Origin of the sequence: Rhodococcus triatomae, assembly GCF_014217785.1 — a bacterium.
Classification (GTDB): domain Bacteria; phylum Actinomycetota; class Actinomycetes; order Mycobacteriales; family Mycobacteriaceae; genus Rhodococcus_F; species Rhodococcus_F triatomae.
This window is the reverse complement of the sequence record NZ_CP048814.1, coordinates 4,279,805-4,295,953: the sequence shown is the minus strand read 5'-3', so window position 1 is coordinate 4,295,953 and position 16,149 is coordinate 4,279,805. Positions and strand designations below refer to the sequence as shown.

Here is a 16,149-nt window from a genome sequence, read left to right as displayed (position 1 = left end):
ACCACCTATGAAGAAGATCGGGTTCTTGTCATTCGGCCACTGGAGCGACGCGCCGGGGTCGGCGACGCGTAGCGCATCGGACTCGCTGTTGCAGGCGATCGACCTGTCGGTTGCGGCCGAGGAGGTCGGTGTCGACGGTGCCTACTTCCGCGTGCACCACTTCGCCCGCCAGCAGGGTTCTCCGTTCCCGCTGCTCGCGGCGATCGGAGCGCGGACATCGCGGATCGAGATCGGGACCGGCGTCATCGACATGCGGTACGAGAATCCGCTCTACTTCGCCGAGGACGCGGGGGCTGCCGATCTGATAACCGGTGGGCGTCTGCAACTCGGGGTGAGCCGGGGATCGCCGGAGCAGGTGATCGAGGGATACAAGTACTTCGGGTACGTGCCCGAGGACGGTCAGACAGACGCGGACATGGCCCGACAGCACACCGCTGTCATGCTGGCCGCCGTGTCGGGGCGCAAGTTCGCGCAGCCCAATCCGGACCCCATGTTTCCCAACCCCGACGGCCCCCTCCGCATCGAGCCGCACTCACCCGGCCTGCGTGAACGCATCTGGTGGGGCGCGGGTTCACGAGCGACCGCGGTGTGGGCTGCCGAGCAGGGCATGAACCTGATGAGCTCGACCCTTCTCACGGAAGACAGCGGCGTGCCGTTCCACGTTGCCCAGGCGGAGCAGATCCGAGCGTTCCGCAAGGCGTGGTCGGATGCGGGACACGCGCGGGAGCCACGGGTATCCGTAAGCCGCAGCATCTTTCCGCTGACCACGGATCTCGATCGCGCCTACTTCGGACGCGACGTCGACAGCGCCGATCAGATCGGCCATATCGACGGTGGGGTCGCCGTCTTCGGCCGCAGTTTTGCCGGCGAACCCGACGAGCTGATCGCACAGCTCGCAGGTGACGAGGCCATCGCCGAGGCAGACACCCTCCTGTTGACGATCCCGAACCAACTCGGTGTCGAGTACAACGCGCACGTGCTCGAGAGTGTGGTCAAGGACGTTGCGCCGGGGCTGGGCTGGCGGTGACGCGTCGAGCGGAGCCACCTACTCGCTACGGATTCTCGATGCGGCGGAGCAGGCTCTCGCTGTAGTACTCCGCCTTTGAGCCGTCAGCCAGTTTGTCGGCCATCCTGGCAGCGAGCGAAATCGGACCATGCCCTGCCTCGTTGATACGCGGACATCCGTAATCGGCCCAAAGCCTCAGATACAACACCCGATCACTCACGATGCCTCAAGTACGACGCCGCCATATTGTGGCATCCAGAATGTCATCGACCGCCCAATGCAGCCATGATCTGATATCTGGGAATTCACGCCTCCGCTCCCAGCCCCATGTCGAAAAATCGTGGAGGACGCACACAGTGGGAAACGGCGGGGTCCAGCATGCGATATCGTCGTTGTCCATGCGTTTCGCGAATGGCAGAAGAACCGCTTCGGGATATCTCTCCCGCAGGCCACGAATCCGCATCTCCAGACTTTGCTCTCCAGGGAAGAACCAAGGGCCGATCTCGTCCACTCGAGCAGATTGCAGGGCAAGGTACTCCCTCGGCACGATAAAATCTGCCGGAATTGACTCATCTCCATACATCGGTTGTCTACACGCTCCTTCTTCATTCACCAGTCTCCGAGGAACCCTCACTCCCCGTCGTTGTCATAAATGCCGCCTGGAGAAGTGGCGCCTTCGCGTCCGTATCTCACGTAGTCGAGGCTCCCTGGATCTCGATACTTGTGTCCCAGGACTGAACCCCCTCGACAACTTCCGTAACTGACGCGGAGCCGAAGTCAGGCGGCGCCGCGTCCATACCCGGGGCAGTCCCACGAAAGAACACCGCACCAGACCCTTGAAGTATCAATCGGGCAGCACCACTACACGACATGATCAACTCGTATCGACCTTCCGAAACAGAAGGGGTCGACCCGACAACGACACGCGCAATGAAGGGTAGATCCGTTCGAGCACCATTCCAGCTCAAATTCTCTACATTATCGAATACAATAACACCCGTATTGGAGTTGGGATCCAGTTGTAGCGAATTCTTGAGATCAACAATTGCGCCGACCCGATTACGTACGACGTCGAACCTCAGACCTACGATCGAGCACTCTGCAAACCCACCCTCACTCAGGAGAGGATTGTAGAAATCGACGTCGCATCCAGTCAGCAGAATTTCAGATTCCAGGATCTCCACGAGTGTTGTCATTATCAACCGGAACTGGCAGGTCCCCGATAGTCGGTCCGGTCGGTTCTAGAGCCGGTTCCTACGTGCAGTCGATCAGTCGATCTCGCACGCCACGGGCTGGTGCTGGTGGGTGCATCCGGCAGCGTACTCGGCGGGGGTCTTGTAACCCAGTGCCGAATGCCGGTGTCGGTGATTGTGGTCGTCCTTGAAATCCTCGATCACCACGCGGGCCTCGAGCAAGGTGGGCCAATAGTTGCGATTGAGGCACTCGTCGCGCAGCCGGTTGTTGAAGGACTCGATGAACCCGTTGTTCCATGGCGTGCCCGGCGGAATGTAGGACACCCCCACCGACCCAGCACAGAAGGCTCGCAGGGCTTCTGAGATGAACTCAGGCCCATTGTCCATGCGAAGCACGAGCGGGGGCCCACCCCACATCGCGAACACCTTCTCCAAGCCCTCGATCAATCGATCTGCAGTGATCGAGCGGTCCACAATGTTCAACAACGACATCCGGGTGTGTTCGTCGACCATCGACGCGATCTTCACCGCCTTGCCGTCGACGGTCGAATCGAACTGGAAGTCCAATGCCCACACAACATTCGGAGCATCCGCGTCGACGACCGGAACGGAGGACCGGCCGGCACGCTTGCGGCGTGGAGCACGCCGCACCTGTAGTCCCTCCTCCTTCCACAGGCGGTGCACCTTCTTCTTGTTCACCGCGACGCCCTGGTCGTAGCGCAGCCACGCCCACGCCCGACGGAACCCGTGCCGTGGATGCTTGCAGGAATACCTGCGCAACTCTGCGCGCAGATCGGCATCCGGGTCGTCCGGTGTCTGCGCCAACGGCAGCCGTCGGTAAACCGATCGGGAGAGCCCAACAACCTTGCACGCGAACCGCTCCGACATCTGCAGGGTGCCGGTGAGCATGGTGATCGCGGCGCGTTTGGCGGTCGGGCTCAGAATTTTCCCTTGGCGATCTCCCGCAGCGCGTCCTTCTCCAACTCGGCATCGGCGAGCAACCGCTTGAGCCGGCTGTTCTGCTCCCGCAGTTCCTTGAGTTCTTTCGCGGCATCGGCGTCCATACCGGAGTACTGGCGACGCCAGTTGTACAGCGTTGCCGCCGACACCTCGAGCGCGGCGGCGATCTCCTCGCCGTTCTTGCCTTCCGCTGCCAACTCGTCGGCTCGGCGCAGCTTGCGCACGATGTCCTCTGCCGAGTGACGTTTGCGTCCCGCCATGATCTCTATCGTCCCTTCTTCGCCCTCACCAGGGCAATTAGGACTCTAGAACAACCCGGACCTACTCACAGGGGACACGCCAGAACTCAATCCTCTGAAAGGGCATGGGCCAACACGTCGTCGTGTATCTGAACGGCAGCAGGGTCGCCGTCGAAGTACCTCTCCCAGAATCCGACTTCCGCGAATTCTGGGAACGTGACTTGGAGTCCCCCGGACAGTTGAGGGAGTATCGCCCAGCCGCTGGGCGTGACAGCTGACACGATTATGAAATCTGCAACCGAGGCGAGGAAGCTCCCGCCGTCCGGGTCTACGATCCGATACTCCGATCGTCCGCTAACGCCGATAAGTATTTCTATCACGTCGGCCACGTCGCCGTCGGAGAGCGGAATTCTGCCGAGGCGCTGCGAGATCCTCTCGGTTTCGGGCTTCAGCTTCACTCTCACGTGCCGCTCGCCTTCGTCTCATAGTCACCTGCGGAAGGATTCCGAACAATTGGAGGGATCTCACACCAGGGACGTGGCCGAGTTCCGATCTGCTCGATTCCGAATGTCAAGGCGTCGCGAAGTGCTTGACCATCAGCATTCAACGCCCCGGAGTGACGGTCACGAGAATCTCGTCGAGGCCGAAACGCACTGAAATCGACCCAGCCCTCCCCTGCCGATTGATAGAGCTCCCTGCCAATCGGCTCGCCGTCATAAGCCGCTGCCAAGCGTATATTCAGCGTGGCGAGAACTGCGTCTCCGTACCGTTCGGCGGCGCCGCGCGAACGCGACCAGTCGACAGCGTGTTGGAGCACTGCGTGGTAATCAGGTATCGGGTACTTACTACGCACAACGACCGGTTGCGGCGCAGGAACTCGCGAGAGCTCACCACTACTCCAACCAGCTCGTGCCAAGTCGGCACCCGTCGCCGAGCGAACAGTCCCCGGTTTCGCCCGGTCACCTCCGCATACCAGCCAGTCCGGAGGACGGGGTACCGACACGCGATCGGTACCGAGATCCGCGGGATCACACCAGACAATGGAGCATTCGTCGCATATCAGCACTACTCGCTGGCTTTCGAGAACGACAGCCTCGACGTCTCCTTGGCCACAGCTCTCACACGTGCCCATCGAGTACATACCATTCACCTTCGGCTTCGAGAAGGGCCGGAACGGCTGTCTCGTCCATACTTCCATGTCAAGCCGCACCGGATCGGGTCCGAGCGTCCGTCGACCACCGCCGTTCCGGTGTCACTCCCGCTGCCGTGTGGAGTCGATGTACGCCTGGATACGTGCGACGAACACCGACTCGGCGACGATCTCCATGTGCGGTGCCGGCTCCACCCACGCGACGACCGTCGATGGGCCCTTCCTCTCGATTCTGAGATCGGCGAACATCTCACTGCTCCATCCCTCCAGCTTGACCGACCTCACTCCCGAGAATCTCAGTTCCAGTTGCACCGTGTTCGATCCGGCTGCAGTCCATTTCACTGGAGGCCGTTCCGGGAACGAGGAGAGGTCGAAGCGCAAATAGATGGTCGACGCGTTCCTGTCGAACCTTACTTCGTGAATACTTATCCCCACTAGCGAAGGGATACCATCACCGTATACTCGGACTATGGGCTGGGAATCGGCCAGTGCATCAACCCAACTCACAGTGAATCCTCCAGATAAAACGACAGATGAAGATTTCCACTATTCATAATCGAGCGCCGCGACAAGTGACATTGCAAAGAATCTCCAATCAGGCCCGGGGGCCGGTTCGTTGAACCGGTGAGAGCGCCCATCCATATCCTCAACCCACGCGGCCAACGCTTCCAGGTAGTCTGCGGTGCTCACATTTTCGAAAGCGCCGCTATCTCTAGCCACATCTGCGGAAATGTTCCTCACCAGTTCGACAAAAGACTCTCGGCTGTTCACGAGGTCGAGTCTAATTTCGGCCATACTGTTCCACTTCCTGTGAATCTCGAGTGCCGACTGCCATCCCTCTGATCGAGCACGTATTCACGACTCAGCCCTCGAAGACAAGAATCCATGTCGCGTTCTCCTCGGAAGTCACTCCGACCACCGGAAATCCCCTCAATGAGGCCGTGACGTACTCGGGCTCACCAGGATACGGTGCCAACACCTGCGCCATCCTCAACTCGCTCGCCTTCCGAACCCGATACCACGGCTTCTCCCAGGCGCCCGGCCCTGGAAGGCTCAACAGGAACTCACCGTCCGAGCCGATCAAGCCCAGATCTTCAGACAGCTTGTGCCAGTTTTCGTTAACCGTATCCAGACGGCGGTCGGCATCGTCGCTCACCGTCACCCACAGGCCGGCGTTGCCGCTGATCACCATCCTCCATGCTTGTTCCGGCGTCAGTGTGCCCGCGACATACTGCGAACCCAGCAACTCGAGACCCGCACCACTGAGCTGGCCCCGTATCTCGTCATCCACTACTGCTTACGATTCGAATATGCTTCGCCGGAACATGCTTCGCAAGCCAGATCTCGCCGTCCGGTGAGAAGAATTCGATACCTGATTCTCGCACCGCAGCCTCGGCGTCGACTACGAGAACGGCCAGACTCGAACGGTGGTGCTGCGCCCGACGCTTCGCCATATCCACGTTTGTCGACATGTGCACGTACTGGCGTGATCGCGGCATCAACCCTTCGTCCAGGATCGCCGACAGGTTCACGTCGGGGCTGGCATGGAAGAGATCAGTCGGCGGCTTTCTGGCCACATAGTGGACACCAAGGCTGCCCGAATGCCCGTATATGGCTCGTATACGATCGCCCGACGTCTCGTGACGTTGGTTGCCCTCACTTTCGAGAACAAGGCGCACGTCGTGTTTGTCTTCAGCAGGAAGATTCAAATTCTGGACAATAGTTGCCACCACGTCGTCCAGATCAGCCCAGCCTTCCGCATCGAGTCCGCCCGAAAGCTCGTGAGCACAGTGCCTGAGCAGGCGGGACGCTTCCTTGCTGATCCGGATCGTTTTCGAGGGTGTCATATTTGCGCATCCAGAATGTCGTCGACTGCCCAGTGCAGCCATTCTCTGACATCCGCATACTCTTTCCTTCTCTCCCAGCCCCAGGTGGAGAAGTCATGAAGGACGCACACGGACGGAAAAGGGGGTGTCCAACAGGCGATATCATCGTTGTCGAGCCGCTGCGCAAACGGGAGAAGAACCGCTTCTGGAAATCTCTCTCTCAGACCCCGAAGCCTCCAAGTCAGAATATCTTCTCCAGGAAAAAGCCACGGACCGAGCGCCTCGACTTGCGCATCCTGAAGCGCAAGGAACTCTCGTGGCACAGAGAAATCTGAAGGGAGCATTTGATCCCCATACATCGTGGGTCTCCGTATTCTACTTATGGACGCTAGTTCCTGACACGAGCGTTGGGATCCCTCGAGGTATCGACTGACGTGCAGCTACCGAGTCTCCTCATCTGTCCGAGCTTCCACGGAACTCGATTACAGACGCCAAGAACTCGTCCGCTACGTCGAGAGCTTCCTGTTCAGAGTGCCAATGTGCTGTTCGATTCACCACAACGGAACCGTCCGCGACTGAACCGACCTGTACTTCCGCTGGGCCATTATCCCACAACACGAGAGACCCGATCCGATCACTCACATCGAGATAAATAACGATCGCACGCCGATCGAACTCGGTTCGTATTGTGCTGCTACTGTCGCGGATCGTGACGACTCCAATAGCGATTTCTTGTCCCGAAGCCAATCGTCAATCAAGAAAGCCATGCGACTTCCCTCTGAGGATGTTATCGCCGCCACGTCCTCGGCCAGTCATCGAATTCAACAGCAGGCTCGCCGTCAATACTCAGCGTATACATCGATTCTTCGGGAAAATCCCCTATCTGGATGGCTAATAGGCTTCCGTCCAACTGGCAGCGGTAGGGGTGCACGGCATCGCCCGTCGACTCCCACGTAATGGATCTGAGCAAGATTGGGTGAGTCAATTCAGCCACCTTCCAGTAGACGTCGATTTACTTCTGCATTCGTCCGATTTGAGCTTCCAATAATGTAATTGTATATTTCGTCACCCGCCATTCCCTTACTGCGAGACTTCTCGACAAGTTGGTCGAATGTCGGGCCGTCTGGATTTCCATAGACTTGCCGATCACGTGCCCTCAGTTGCTCAACTTCGAACGGATCTGCCATCATCTCACGCGCCCGAATCCTTGCGTCGTGTCGTATCTCCGCAGCCATCTGTGCACGTTGCTCCAGAGGAATTCCAGATTGAGTCCACTCTCGATTCAACTCGGGAATCGATGACACCTGATCGTTATACCACTGTCGGACTTCGGAGTTGGACTTCGGCTCACAACCGTCCGGCATCAACCCCAACGGATCCGTCCAGGCCGTCGGGTTGTGCGGGTAGCTGTTCGGGTTCGGCGAGGGAGCCAGTCCCAGCGGATCGGGCGTGGTGTACCGCGCCGTATCGGGGTTGTAGTAGCGATGCAGGTTGTAGTGCAGGCCGGTCTCGTCGTCGAAGTACTGGCCCGGGAAGCGGATGGGCGTCGCCGCCGCACCCGCCCAGGCCGTGACACCCCACAGGCTGGTGGTCGAGCGGCCCTCGACCTCCGCCGTCACCGGATCGACCAACTCGGTCGGTGTGCCCACCAGATCGGTGACGATCGCATGGAACTCGGCGTCGACCGCAGCCTGATCGTTCGGGTCGAGAGGCACCCGCGTCTGCGTCAGCGGAGTGTGGGTCCCCGGCTGATACACCCAGCGCGTCGTCGCCTCGGTCGTGTTCTGCTCGACGAGAGTCGTCGCATCCCAGGTGAACGAAGTCCGCTCCGACACTCCCCCGTCCTCGGCGAGCCGTGCCTTGCCCGTGCGGCGGCCCAGCGCGTCGTACGTGTAGCGCCACCGCGCCCCGTCCGGCGTCGTCACCTCGACCAGCTGATCGAACGCGTCGTACCGGTAGTGCCACACATCCGGCTTACGGGACAGCCGAGTGGTGACCTTGCGCACCAGTCGACCGGCCTCGTCGTAATGGAAACGCGTCCGGCCGTCGCGGATCAACAGGCTGCCGCAGTACTCGCGCGTACCGTCGTCGTCCACCATCACTGTGGCCGCTTCCTGCGTCACCACGTTGCTCAGCGCGTCGTACGCATACCGCTCGACGGCTGCGCCGTTGTCGACGACGGAGGTGATCCGACCTGCCACGTCAGGGTAGCAGCAGGAAGGCCTCGTGATCAGGTGTGATGGAGCGGGGAGAACCTCTACTCGTCCGCCCCAACCGCGAGAGTCTGCACCAGCGCCGAGAGCCCCGCGGAAGCGGTGGTACGCCACGAGTGGTGCGCGACAGCGCTGAGAGATGTCTGCTCGGGATTGATCTCCACCACCACGGCTCCGGCGTCACGAGCCATCTCCGGCAGGGCGGCGAACGGATACACCACACCCGAGGTACCCACCACGAGGACCACGTCGGCGGTGCTCGCCGCGTGCTCTGCCACCTCCCAGGCCTCGGGAGGGAGCCCTTCGCCGAACCACACGACACCGGGACGCACCGCTCCCCCGCACGCGTCGCACCGCGGCGGACGCAGGGACGAGACGGGTTCCTCCGGTAACTCGGGCACTCCGTCGAAGGGCTGCTCGCACAGCGAACAACGCGGCGCGAACAAGCTCCCGTGCACGTGTGCGGCGACCACGGTGCCCGCCCGCTCGTGCAGATCGTCGACGTTCTGGGTCACGACCGTCACGGCATCGGAACCGGAACCGGACTGCCAGCGGGCCAGCGCGAGGTGACCCGCGTGCGGCGCGGCGCGGCGCACCAGTGCGGCCCGCCACTGGTACCACGCCCACACCAACGACGGGTCACGGAGCCACGCGTCCGGAGTGGCGAGTTGGGTGGGATCGAAGCGCTCCCACAAGCCTGTCCGAGCATCGCGGAACGTGGGGATCCCGCTCTCGGCCGACATGCCCGCCCCGGTCAGCACCGCCACCGACCGCGCCGATCGGCACGCCTCGGCGATGTCGGCCGGAGTTGCACTCGTCATCGGTCCAGTATGGCGACGAATCGGTACGTCGGCTCGTCGACCGCTACTCGGCGAGGTGCTCCCGCAACGTCCGCCCGGCGTACTCCGACCGGAACAGCCCCAGGTCCACCAGGCGCGGGATCACCTGATCGAAGAAAAGGTCGATCGACTCCCAGGACCCTCCCGGCAGCGCGATGAAGCCGTCGAGGCCGTGCGCGACCCGGTCGACGATCTCCCGTACGGCGTCGTCCGGCGTGCCGACCACCACCCAGTGCGCCGAGGCCACCACCTCGGGGCGCTCGAGCAACTGCGCCACGGTGGGCCGCTCTCGGAGAATGAACCGACGGAACAGGTCGGAGTGAGTTCTACTGCGCACCGGCCGGTCCGGGTCCGCGAGACCCTCCACCGGGACCGGACTCGACGGATCCGCGGCCCGCAGATCCAGGCCCACCGCGGACTCGATGGACGCGAACCTACGCTCCGCATTCAACCGCGCATATGTGGCTCGATGCAGCTCCCGTGCTTGCGCCGATGTGTTGCCGAGGAACATGCTGAGCCCGGGCAGCACCAGGAGAGAATCAGGATCCCGGCCGTGAGCTACCGCACGGGCACGTAGGTCCTCCCGCAACTCCGTTCCCGCCTCGATGTCGGGCGAGGCCGCGAACACCGCGTCGGCGACGGAGGCGGCGAAGTCGCGTCCGTCCGGCGACGCGCCCGCCTGGAACAACGGGATCTCACCCGACGGGTGTGTCGGCACCGTCGACGGCCCCTCCACCCGGAAGTGCTCACCCTGGTGGTCGATCGCCTTCACCTGTGCGGAGTCCGCGTATACCCCGCCGGCTCGGTCCTCGTGTATCGCCCGGTGCGGATAGCTCTCCCACAGCTTCCGGACGACGTGCGTGAACTCGGCGGCGCGGACATACCTGTCTCGCGCGGACGGCATCTCGGTGACACCGAAATTGCCCTGACCGTCGAGCGAGGTCACGATGTTCCACCCGGCGCGTCCCTCGCTGGCCCAGTGCAGCGACTGCAGTTGCCGGGCAACGACGTACGGCGGGTTGAACGTGGTGGACGCGGTGGTGACCAGCCCGATCCTGCTGGTCTCCCGCGCGAGCGTGGCCAGCAGGACGGTCGGGTCGAGGCTGCTGAACCCCGGGGAGCCGGCGAGCGTGTCCGGGTCGACGAACAGCGAGTCCGGCTTGAACACGAAGTCGAGCGCGGCGGCCTCCCCGCGCCGGGCGAGATCGACGTAGAGGTTGCTGTCGAAGAGTTCCGCCACCCTGCTGTCCTCGCGGCGCCAGCCTTCCCCGGACAGCCACGTCGGCGCCAACGACAGGCCGATGTGGAGCCTGCGTGCGTCTTCTCCTCGCTCACGTACTCGGTTCTCACTCCTCGACACGCGACGAACGATAGTCGCATCGGTACACCCTCGGGTGCCCTCGCCTACTGGCCGCGCGCCGCTCGATCCCGAATACTCGGCCACGAGACCCGGCCCAACCCGCGGAGGAAGCACCATGTCCGACAGAGTCACCGTCCGATTCGACGGGTCCCTTGCCTACGTCACGCTCAGCCGCGCGGACAAGCTCAACGGGCTCGACCTGGACATGCTGGACGGTCCGTCGACGCCGCGCGCACAGTGCGCCGACGTCGGGACGTACGCGCGGTGATCCTGCGCGGCGACGGTGCGGCCTTCAGTGCCGGGCTCGATTTCGCGTCGGTCGGCAAGAATCCGGCCCGCCTGGCGCTCGCCTTCGCGAAAATTCCCGGACAGAAGACGAACCTCTTCCAACGAGCCTGCTGGGCATGGCGCTCACTACCGGTCCCGGTGATCGCCGTCCTGCACGGGCGGTGTTACGGCGGCGGCCTGCAACTGGCGCTCGCCGCCGACTTCCGGTTCAGCACACCGGACTGCGAGCTCTCGGTACTCGAGGCGAAGTGGGGCCTGATCCCGGACATGACCGGCTCGGTGACGTTGCGCGAGTTGGTGGGGATGGATCTGGCCAAGCGCCTGACGATGACCGGGGAGATGTTCGACGGGAGGCGCGCCCACGAGTGGGGGCTCGTGAGCGGCGTCTCCGAGCATCCGCTCACCGACGCCGAAGAACTCGCCGCCCGGATCGCGACCCGTTCCCCCGATTCCGTCGCCGCCACCAAGAAGCTGTTCCAGAACACCTGGCACCGCTCCCCTCGGGCCGCGTTCGCGGTGGAGACGCTATTGCAGTTGCGACTTCTCACCGGACGGAACCACACGATCGCGCGCAAGGCCGGGACCGCCGGGCCCACCCCCGAGTTCGGGCCTCGCCGCTGACTGTCCGCGGACATTGTCCGCACCGCGCTCCCGAAGGTTCCAGAGCACGGTGCGGGATACGTCCGCGGATCCGGCCAGAACTGTTCCGCGAGAGCTATTCCGACAGCCCCCTCCGCGCGTACGCCCGGACGTCCGCGTCCGGATCCTCGAGTGCCCGGGCCAGCGCCTCCCGAACCTCCGGCGACGCCGCCCGTTCCGCGAGGGCCATGACGGCCGCCTTGCGGACATCGAGGTGCGGGTCCTCCAGCGCCTTCGCGAGCGCTGGGACGGCGACCACGAGGTCGGCGACGGCCAACGCCCGCGCCGCGCCCTGACGCACCTGCCACGCCGAATCCCCGAGTGCGGCAACCGCGGATTCGGCGTCGGTGCTCTCGCACCCGAGCGAGGCGAGCGCCGCCAGCGCCGCGGCCCGAACCAGCGCGTCCCGGTCGGTGACGAGAGACCGCACCGCGTCCCGTCCCCCCGCCCCGATCGTCGCCAGTCCGTGCGCCACCGCCACCCGCACCTGACGATCCGGATCCTCGGCGGCACCGGCGACGTCCACCCAGACGTCGAGCGACACCAGGGCCCGCACCGCCTCGATCCGGACGTGGTGATCCTCGTCCGCCAGGGCCACGAGGAACGTCTCTCTCGTCCCCGCCCGATGCGCGCGCAACAGATCCACCACGGCGCCGCGCACCACCGGGTCCGGCGACCCTGCGAACCCGACCAGACCGCCGACATCGCCGAGCACCTCGACGAGCTCGCGCAGCGACTCCGCCGCCTTCCGCCGCACGGCCAGGTCCGGATCGCCGAGGGCGGTGATCAACACACCGGTGAACCCCTCGGGCGTTCCTTCCGTGAGCACCGACAGCGCCGTCGCACGGACCTGCGCGTCCGTCGAGGCCAGGAACGGCGCCAACTCCCCGACGTCCGGCGCGTCCAGGGCGAGCACCGCGACGATCTCGGGCGACGACGGCTCTGTGCGTTCCGGCCGGGCCACCCGGTCGCGGGCCGCCACGGGCGGCCGCCCGCCCACCAGGTCGGGCTGGCGGACCGGGACCACCGACTGGTCCTGCGGCGGCAGGGTGTCGAACCCTGGCACCGGGACGAAGTACGGCGCGACGGGCCGCTTGAGGAACTCCATCTCGCCGTCGGCGCCGCGGCGCAGGTTGAGGTGATAGCCCCACTCGGCGTCGAGTTGCTCGGGCAGGTCGGCGCGCTCGTGATAGAGCCCCCACCTGCTCTCGGTCCTGGTCAGTGAGCTGCGCGACGCCATCTCCGCGCAGTCTCGGATGAAGCTCACCTCGGCGCAGCGCATCAGCTCGTGGGGAGTGTGGCCGCCCATCTCCTCGATCTCGCGGCTCATCCGCTCGAACGTCTCCACCGCGATCGACAGCTTCGTGGCCGTCTTCGGCGGTGCCACATAGTCGTTGACGAAGCGGCGCAGCTTGTACTCGACCTGTGGTTGTGGTGGACCGTCCGGGTTCAGCAGCGGCCGGTAGATCAGCGCGTGGGCGTCGGCCACCTGGTCCGTGGGGAGGTCGGTCGGGGCGGCGACGTCCGTCAGCGTCGACGTCGCGTGCGCGCCCGCGAGATCGCCGTACACGAAGGCGCCGATCATATAGTTGTGCGGCACGCACGCCAGGTCGCCGGCCGCATACAGCCCGGGAACCGTCGTCGCCCCGTTCTCGTCCACCCATACTCCGGACGCGGAATGACCGCTGCACAAACCGATCTCGGATACGTGCATCTCGATGTCGTGGGTGCGGTAGTCGTGTCCACGGCCGGAGTGGAAGGTGCCGCGGGTGGGGCGTTCCGTGGTGTGCAGGATGGATTCGAGCGTGTCCAGGGTTTCCTCGGGAAGGTGGCTGACCTTGAGATAGATCGGTCCGCGAGCCGAGTCGATCTCGCGGCGCACCTCCGCGATCATCTGCCCGGACCAGTAGTCCGAGTCGACGAACCGCTCCCCCTGCGCGTTGACCTGGTAGCCGCCGAACGGATTCGCGACGTACGCGCAGGCTGGCCCGTTGTAGTCCTTGATGAGCGGGTTGATCTGGAAGCACTCGATCCCGCTCAGCTCGGCTCCGGCGTGGTACGCCATCGAGTACCCGTCGCCGGCGTTGGTCGGATTCTCGTAGGTGCCGTACAGGTATCCGGAGGCAGGCAGCCCGAGGCGACCGCACGGGCCGGTCGCGAGGATCACCGCCTTCGCGCCCACCGTGACGAACTCGCCGGTCCTGGTGTTCAGTGCGGCCGCGCCGACCGCCCGGCCACCGTCGGTGAGCACACGGACCGGCATCAACCGGTTCTCGATCCGGATCCGCTCGCGCATCTTCCGTTGCCGCAGCACCCGGTAGAGCGCCTTCTTCACGTCCTTGCCCTCGGGCATCGGGAGCACGTAGGCGCCGGAGCGGTGGACTCGGCGGACGGCGTACTCGCCGTACTCGTCCTTCTCGAACTTCACTCCGTACTTCTCGAGCCGCTGCACCATCGCGAATCCGCGCGTCGCCGTCTGGTAGACGGTGCGCTGGTTGACGATTCCGTCGTTCGCGCGGGTGATCTCGGCGACGTAGTCCTCGGGCTCTGCCTTGCCGGGGACGACGGCATTGTTCACCCCGTCCATGCCCATTGCGAGTGCACCGGAGTGCCGTACATGGGCCTTCTCCAGCAGGAGCACGTTCGCGCCGTTCTCGGCGGCGGTCAGTGCGGCCATCGTTCCGGCGGTGCCACCACCGATCACCAGTACGTCGCAGTCCATGCGGACGGCCTCGTCGAGCGCGGGTGCCTGCATCACGTCCGGGCGCGCGGCCAGGTAGGTCTGGGCGGCGGTCATGCTTCTCCGTTCCCGGCTGGTTCACCGAGCGTTGTCTCGAGGGCTGCGAGTGCCGCGGCACGGGCCGCGCGGGTCGCGAGGTCGTCTCGACGGCCCCGGTCCCGGGGATGCGGGACGTCGACGATCGCGCGCAGTGGTTCACCTACGCGACCGAGGACGGCGATCCGGTCGCCGAGCAGGACCGCCTCGTCCACGTCGTGGGTGACGAAGACGACCGTCGTCGGGTGCGCGGCCCAGGTGTCCAGCAACAGGCGTTGCATCACCGCGCGGGTCTGCGCGTCGAGTGCCCCGAACGGCTCGTCCATCATCACCGCACGCGGCGCCCCGGCGAGCCCGCGGGCGAGTTGCACGCGCTGACGCATGCCACCGGACAGGTTCTTGGGCAGGTAGTCGCTGTATCCGGTCAGCCCCACCTCCTCGATCCACTTCTGCGCCGCGCCGCGGCGCTCACGCCGAGGCACGCCCCGGAGCCCCAGTGCCAGTTCGATGTTCGAGCGCACGGACCGCCACGGCAGCAGCGCGTTGTCCTGGAAGACCATCGCCCGATCACGTGAGGTGGTCCGGACCGCCGCGCCGTCGGCCACGACCGTGCCGGACACCGGCGCCAGCAGCCCGGCCAACGCCCGCAGGACGGTGGACTTGCCGCACCCGGACGGGCCGGTGAGGACGAGGATCTCACCCGGCCGCACCTCCAGCGACAGCCCGCGGACCACGTCGACGGCGTCGTAGGCGAGGGTCACGTCGTCGAGAGCCAGGGCCATCCCCTGCATGGTGGTGGTGCTCACGACCGCTGCTCCCCTCGCGGAAGCCAGCGCGTGACCCGGCGACCGAGGAGTTCCACCGCACCGGAGGTGAGGAACCCGAGGATTCCGATGGTGATCATCCCGACGAACACTCCCGGATAGTCGACGATGGTGTACGCCTGCCAGGTGCGGTACCCCACACCCAGTCGGCCGGAGATCATCTCGGCCGAGATCACACAGATCCACCCCACTCCGATCCCCACCGAGAGGCCACCGAACACGCCCGGGAGGATGCCCGGAAGCACCACCCGCACCAGGACGTCGATGCGGCCGCCGCCGAGGGTGCGCACCGAGTCCTCCCACAGCGTGGGGAGCGCCCGCACCGCATGGCGGGTGCTGACCATGACCGGGAAGAAGGCGGCGAGGAAGGTGATGAAGACGATTCCGGCCTCGTCACTGGGGAACAGCAGGATGGCGACCGGGACGACCGCGATCGCCGGAATCGGGCGGGCCAGTTCGGTGAGCGGGCCGAACACCGCGGAGAACAGATTCGACCGCCCCAACCCGACACCCACCGCGACACCGATCACTGCTGCGAGCGCGAATCCGGTGAGAATGCGCACGAGCGACTGCGCAAGATCGAGGTGGAACGTCTCCGACTGCACCGCCACCGCGAACGCGGAGAGCACCTCACCGACACTGGGGAGTGTGTCGAACCGCAGCCAGAGCCGAATGTCGTTCGCGGTCAGCCACTGCCACAGAGCCAGTGCCGCGGCGACGGAGCCGACGCGGATCAGGACGTGACCACGCCCGCGGCGAGTGATCCGGCGCCCACCCGCCCGTCGGGGCTCCGCCGGCGCTCGCGACGTCGCAACCTCCGGCACGGTGGCGGTCGC

Annotated in this window: 15 protein-coding genes and 1 pseudogene; 3 read left to right on the top strand and 13 right to left on the bottom strand. The window is 64.6% G+C overall.

The window, feature by feature from the left end; all coding sequences use genetic code 11:
• Window positions 1–7: 7 nt before the first annotated feature.
• A complete protein-coding gene (locus G4H71_RS20410) occupies window positions 8–1,027 on the top strand; it encodes an LLM class flavin-dependent oxidoreductase (RefSeq protein WP_072740394.1) in 1,020 nt (339 codons plus the stop codon).
• Between the two features lie 1,247 nt (window positions 1,028–2,274).
• Here the strand turns inward: G4H71_RS20410 and G4H71_RS20405 are convergent.
• The 6 genes from G4H71_RS20405 to G4H71_RS20385 form a co-directional block, all read right to left on the bottom strand.
• Window positions 2,275–3,419 (bottom strand): IS3 family transposase gene (locus G4H71_RS20405; RefSeq protein ID WP_185280474.1). Its coding sequence is split into 2 segments (ribosomal slippage): window positions 2,275–3,152 and window positions 3,152–3,419, totalling 1,146 coding nucleotides; the frame shifts between segments, so codons are not numbered across the junction.
• A gap of 86 nt (window positions 3,420–3,505) precedes the next feature.
• Window positions 3,506–3,862: a hypothetical protein gene (locus tag G4H71_RS20400; RefSeq protein WP_139183356.1), complete on the bottom strand. Its 357-nt coding sequence runs from the start codon at window positions 3,860–3,862 to the stop codon at window positions 3,506–3,508.
• A gap of 788 nt (window positions 3,863–4,650) precedes the next feature.
• On the bottom strand, window positions 4,651–5,055 hold the full coding sequence (locus G4H71_RS20395) for an Imm50 family immunity protein (protein ID WP_072740112.1): 405 nt from the start codon (window positions 5,053–5,055) through the stop codon (window positions 4,651–4,653).
• Window positions 5,056–5,094: 39 nt separating this feature from the next.
• Window positions 5,095–5,343, bottom strand: coding sequence for a DUF7660 family protein (locus G4H71_RS22970; RefSeq protein ID WP_425503989.1), 249 nt, complete (start codon window positions 5,341–5,343; stop codon window positions 5,095–5,097).
• Window positions 5,344–5,410: 67 nt separating this feature from the next.
• Window positions 5,411–5,839, bottom strand: a complete 429-nt coding sequence (locus tag G4H71_RS20390) for a hypothetical protein (RefSeq protein ID WP_072740113.1) — start codon at window positions 5,837–5,839, stop codon at window positions 5,411–5,413.
• A complete protein-coding gene (locus tag G4H71_RS20385) occupies window positions 5,832–6,437 on the bottom strand; it encodes an RNA 2'-phosphotransferase (protein WP_083343328.1) in 606 nt (201 codons plus the stop codon). Before G4H71_RS20385 ends, G4H71_RS20390 begins: the two co-directional genes overlap by 8 nt.
• Window positions 6,438–6,490: 53 nt before the next feature.
• On the opposite strand from G4H71_RS20385, the gene G4H71_RS20380 reads away from it, so the two are divergent.
• Window positions 6,491–6,709: a hypothetical protein gene (locus G4H71_RS20380; RefSeq protein ID WP_139183357.1), complete on the top strand. Its 219-nt coding sequence runs from the start codon at window positions 6,491–6,493 to the stop codon at window positions 6,707–6,709.
• A gap of 118 nt (window positions 6,710–6,827) precedes the next feature.
• On the opposite strand, the gene G4H71_RS22985 is transcribed toward G4H71_RS20380, so the two are convergent.
• The 4 genes from G4H71_RS22985 to G4H71_RS20365 form a co-directional block, all read right to left on the bottom strand.
• Entirely contained in the window at window positions 6,828–7,121 is a 294-nt protein-coding gene (locus tag G4H71_RS22985) for an immunity protein TriTu family protein (protein ID WP_496560007.1), read from the bottom strand.
• Window positions 7,122–7,360: 239 nt separating this feature from the next.
• A complete protein-coding gene (locus tag G4H71_RS20375; protein ID WP_254777852.1) occupies window positions 7,361–8,575 on the bottom strand; it encodes an RHS repeat-associated core domain-containing protein in 1,215 nt (404 codons plus the stop codon).
• Window positions 8,576–8,631: 56 nt separating this feature from the next.
• Complete coding sequence (locus G4H71_RS20370) at window positions 8,632–9,408, bottom strand: SIR2 family NAD-dependent protein deacylase (RefSeq protein ID WP_072740115.1); 777 nt, start codon at window positions 9,406–9,408, stop codon at window positions 8,632–8,634.
• 43 nt (window positions 9,409–9,451) lie between these two features.
• The gene (locus G4H71_RS20365; RefSeq protein ID WP_072740116.1) at window positions 9,452–10,786 is read right to left on the bottom strand and encodes an NtaA/DmoA family FMN-dependent monooxygenase; all 1,335 of its coding nucleotides are present in this window, start codon (window positions 10,784–10,786) and stop codon (window positions 9,452–9,454) included.
• Window positions 10,787–10,901: 115 nt separating this feature from the next.
• Between G4H71_RS20365 and G4H71_RS20360 the strand changes: the two are divergent.
• Window positions 10,902–11,695, top strand: a pseudogene (locus G4H71_RS20360) (crotonase/enoyl-CoA hydratase family protein).
• Window positions 11,696–11,789: 94 nt separating this feature from the next.
• Here G4H71_RS20360 and G4H71_RS20355 read toward each other — a convergent pair.
• From G4H71_RS20355 to G4H71_RS20345, 3 genes are read right to left on the bottom strand one after another with little or no spacing between them, the layout of a single operon-like run.
• On the bottom strand, window positions 11,790–14,468 hold the full coding sequence (locus tag G4H71_RS20355) for a fumarate reductase/succinate dehydrogenase flavoprotein subunit (protein WP_072740127.1): 2,679 nt from the start codon (window positions 14,466–14,468) through the stop codon (window positions 11,790–11,792).
• Between the two features lie 38 nt (window positions 14,469–14,506).
• The gene (locus tag G4H71_RS20350) at window positions 14,507–15,280 is read right to left on the bottom strand and encodes an ABC transporter ATP-binding protein (protein WP_072740128.1); all 774 of its coding nucleotides are present in this window, start codon (window positions 15,278–15,280) and stop codon (window positions 14,507–14,509) included.
• Window positions 15,281–15,291: 11 nt separating this feature from the next.
• Window positions 15,292–16,137, bottom strand: coding sequence for an ABC transporter permease (locus tag G4H71_RS20345; RefSeq protein ID WP_072740129.1), 846 nt, complete (start codon window positions 16,135–16,137; stop codon window positions 15,292–15,294).
• Window positions 16,138–16,149: the final 12 nt, after the last annotated feature.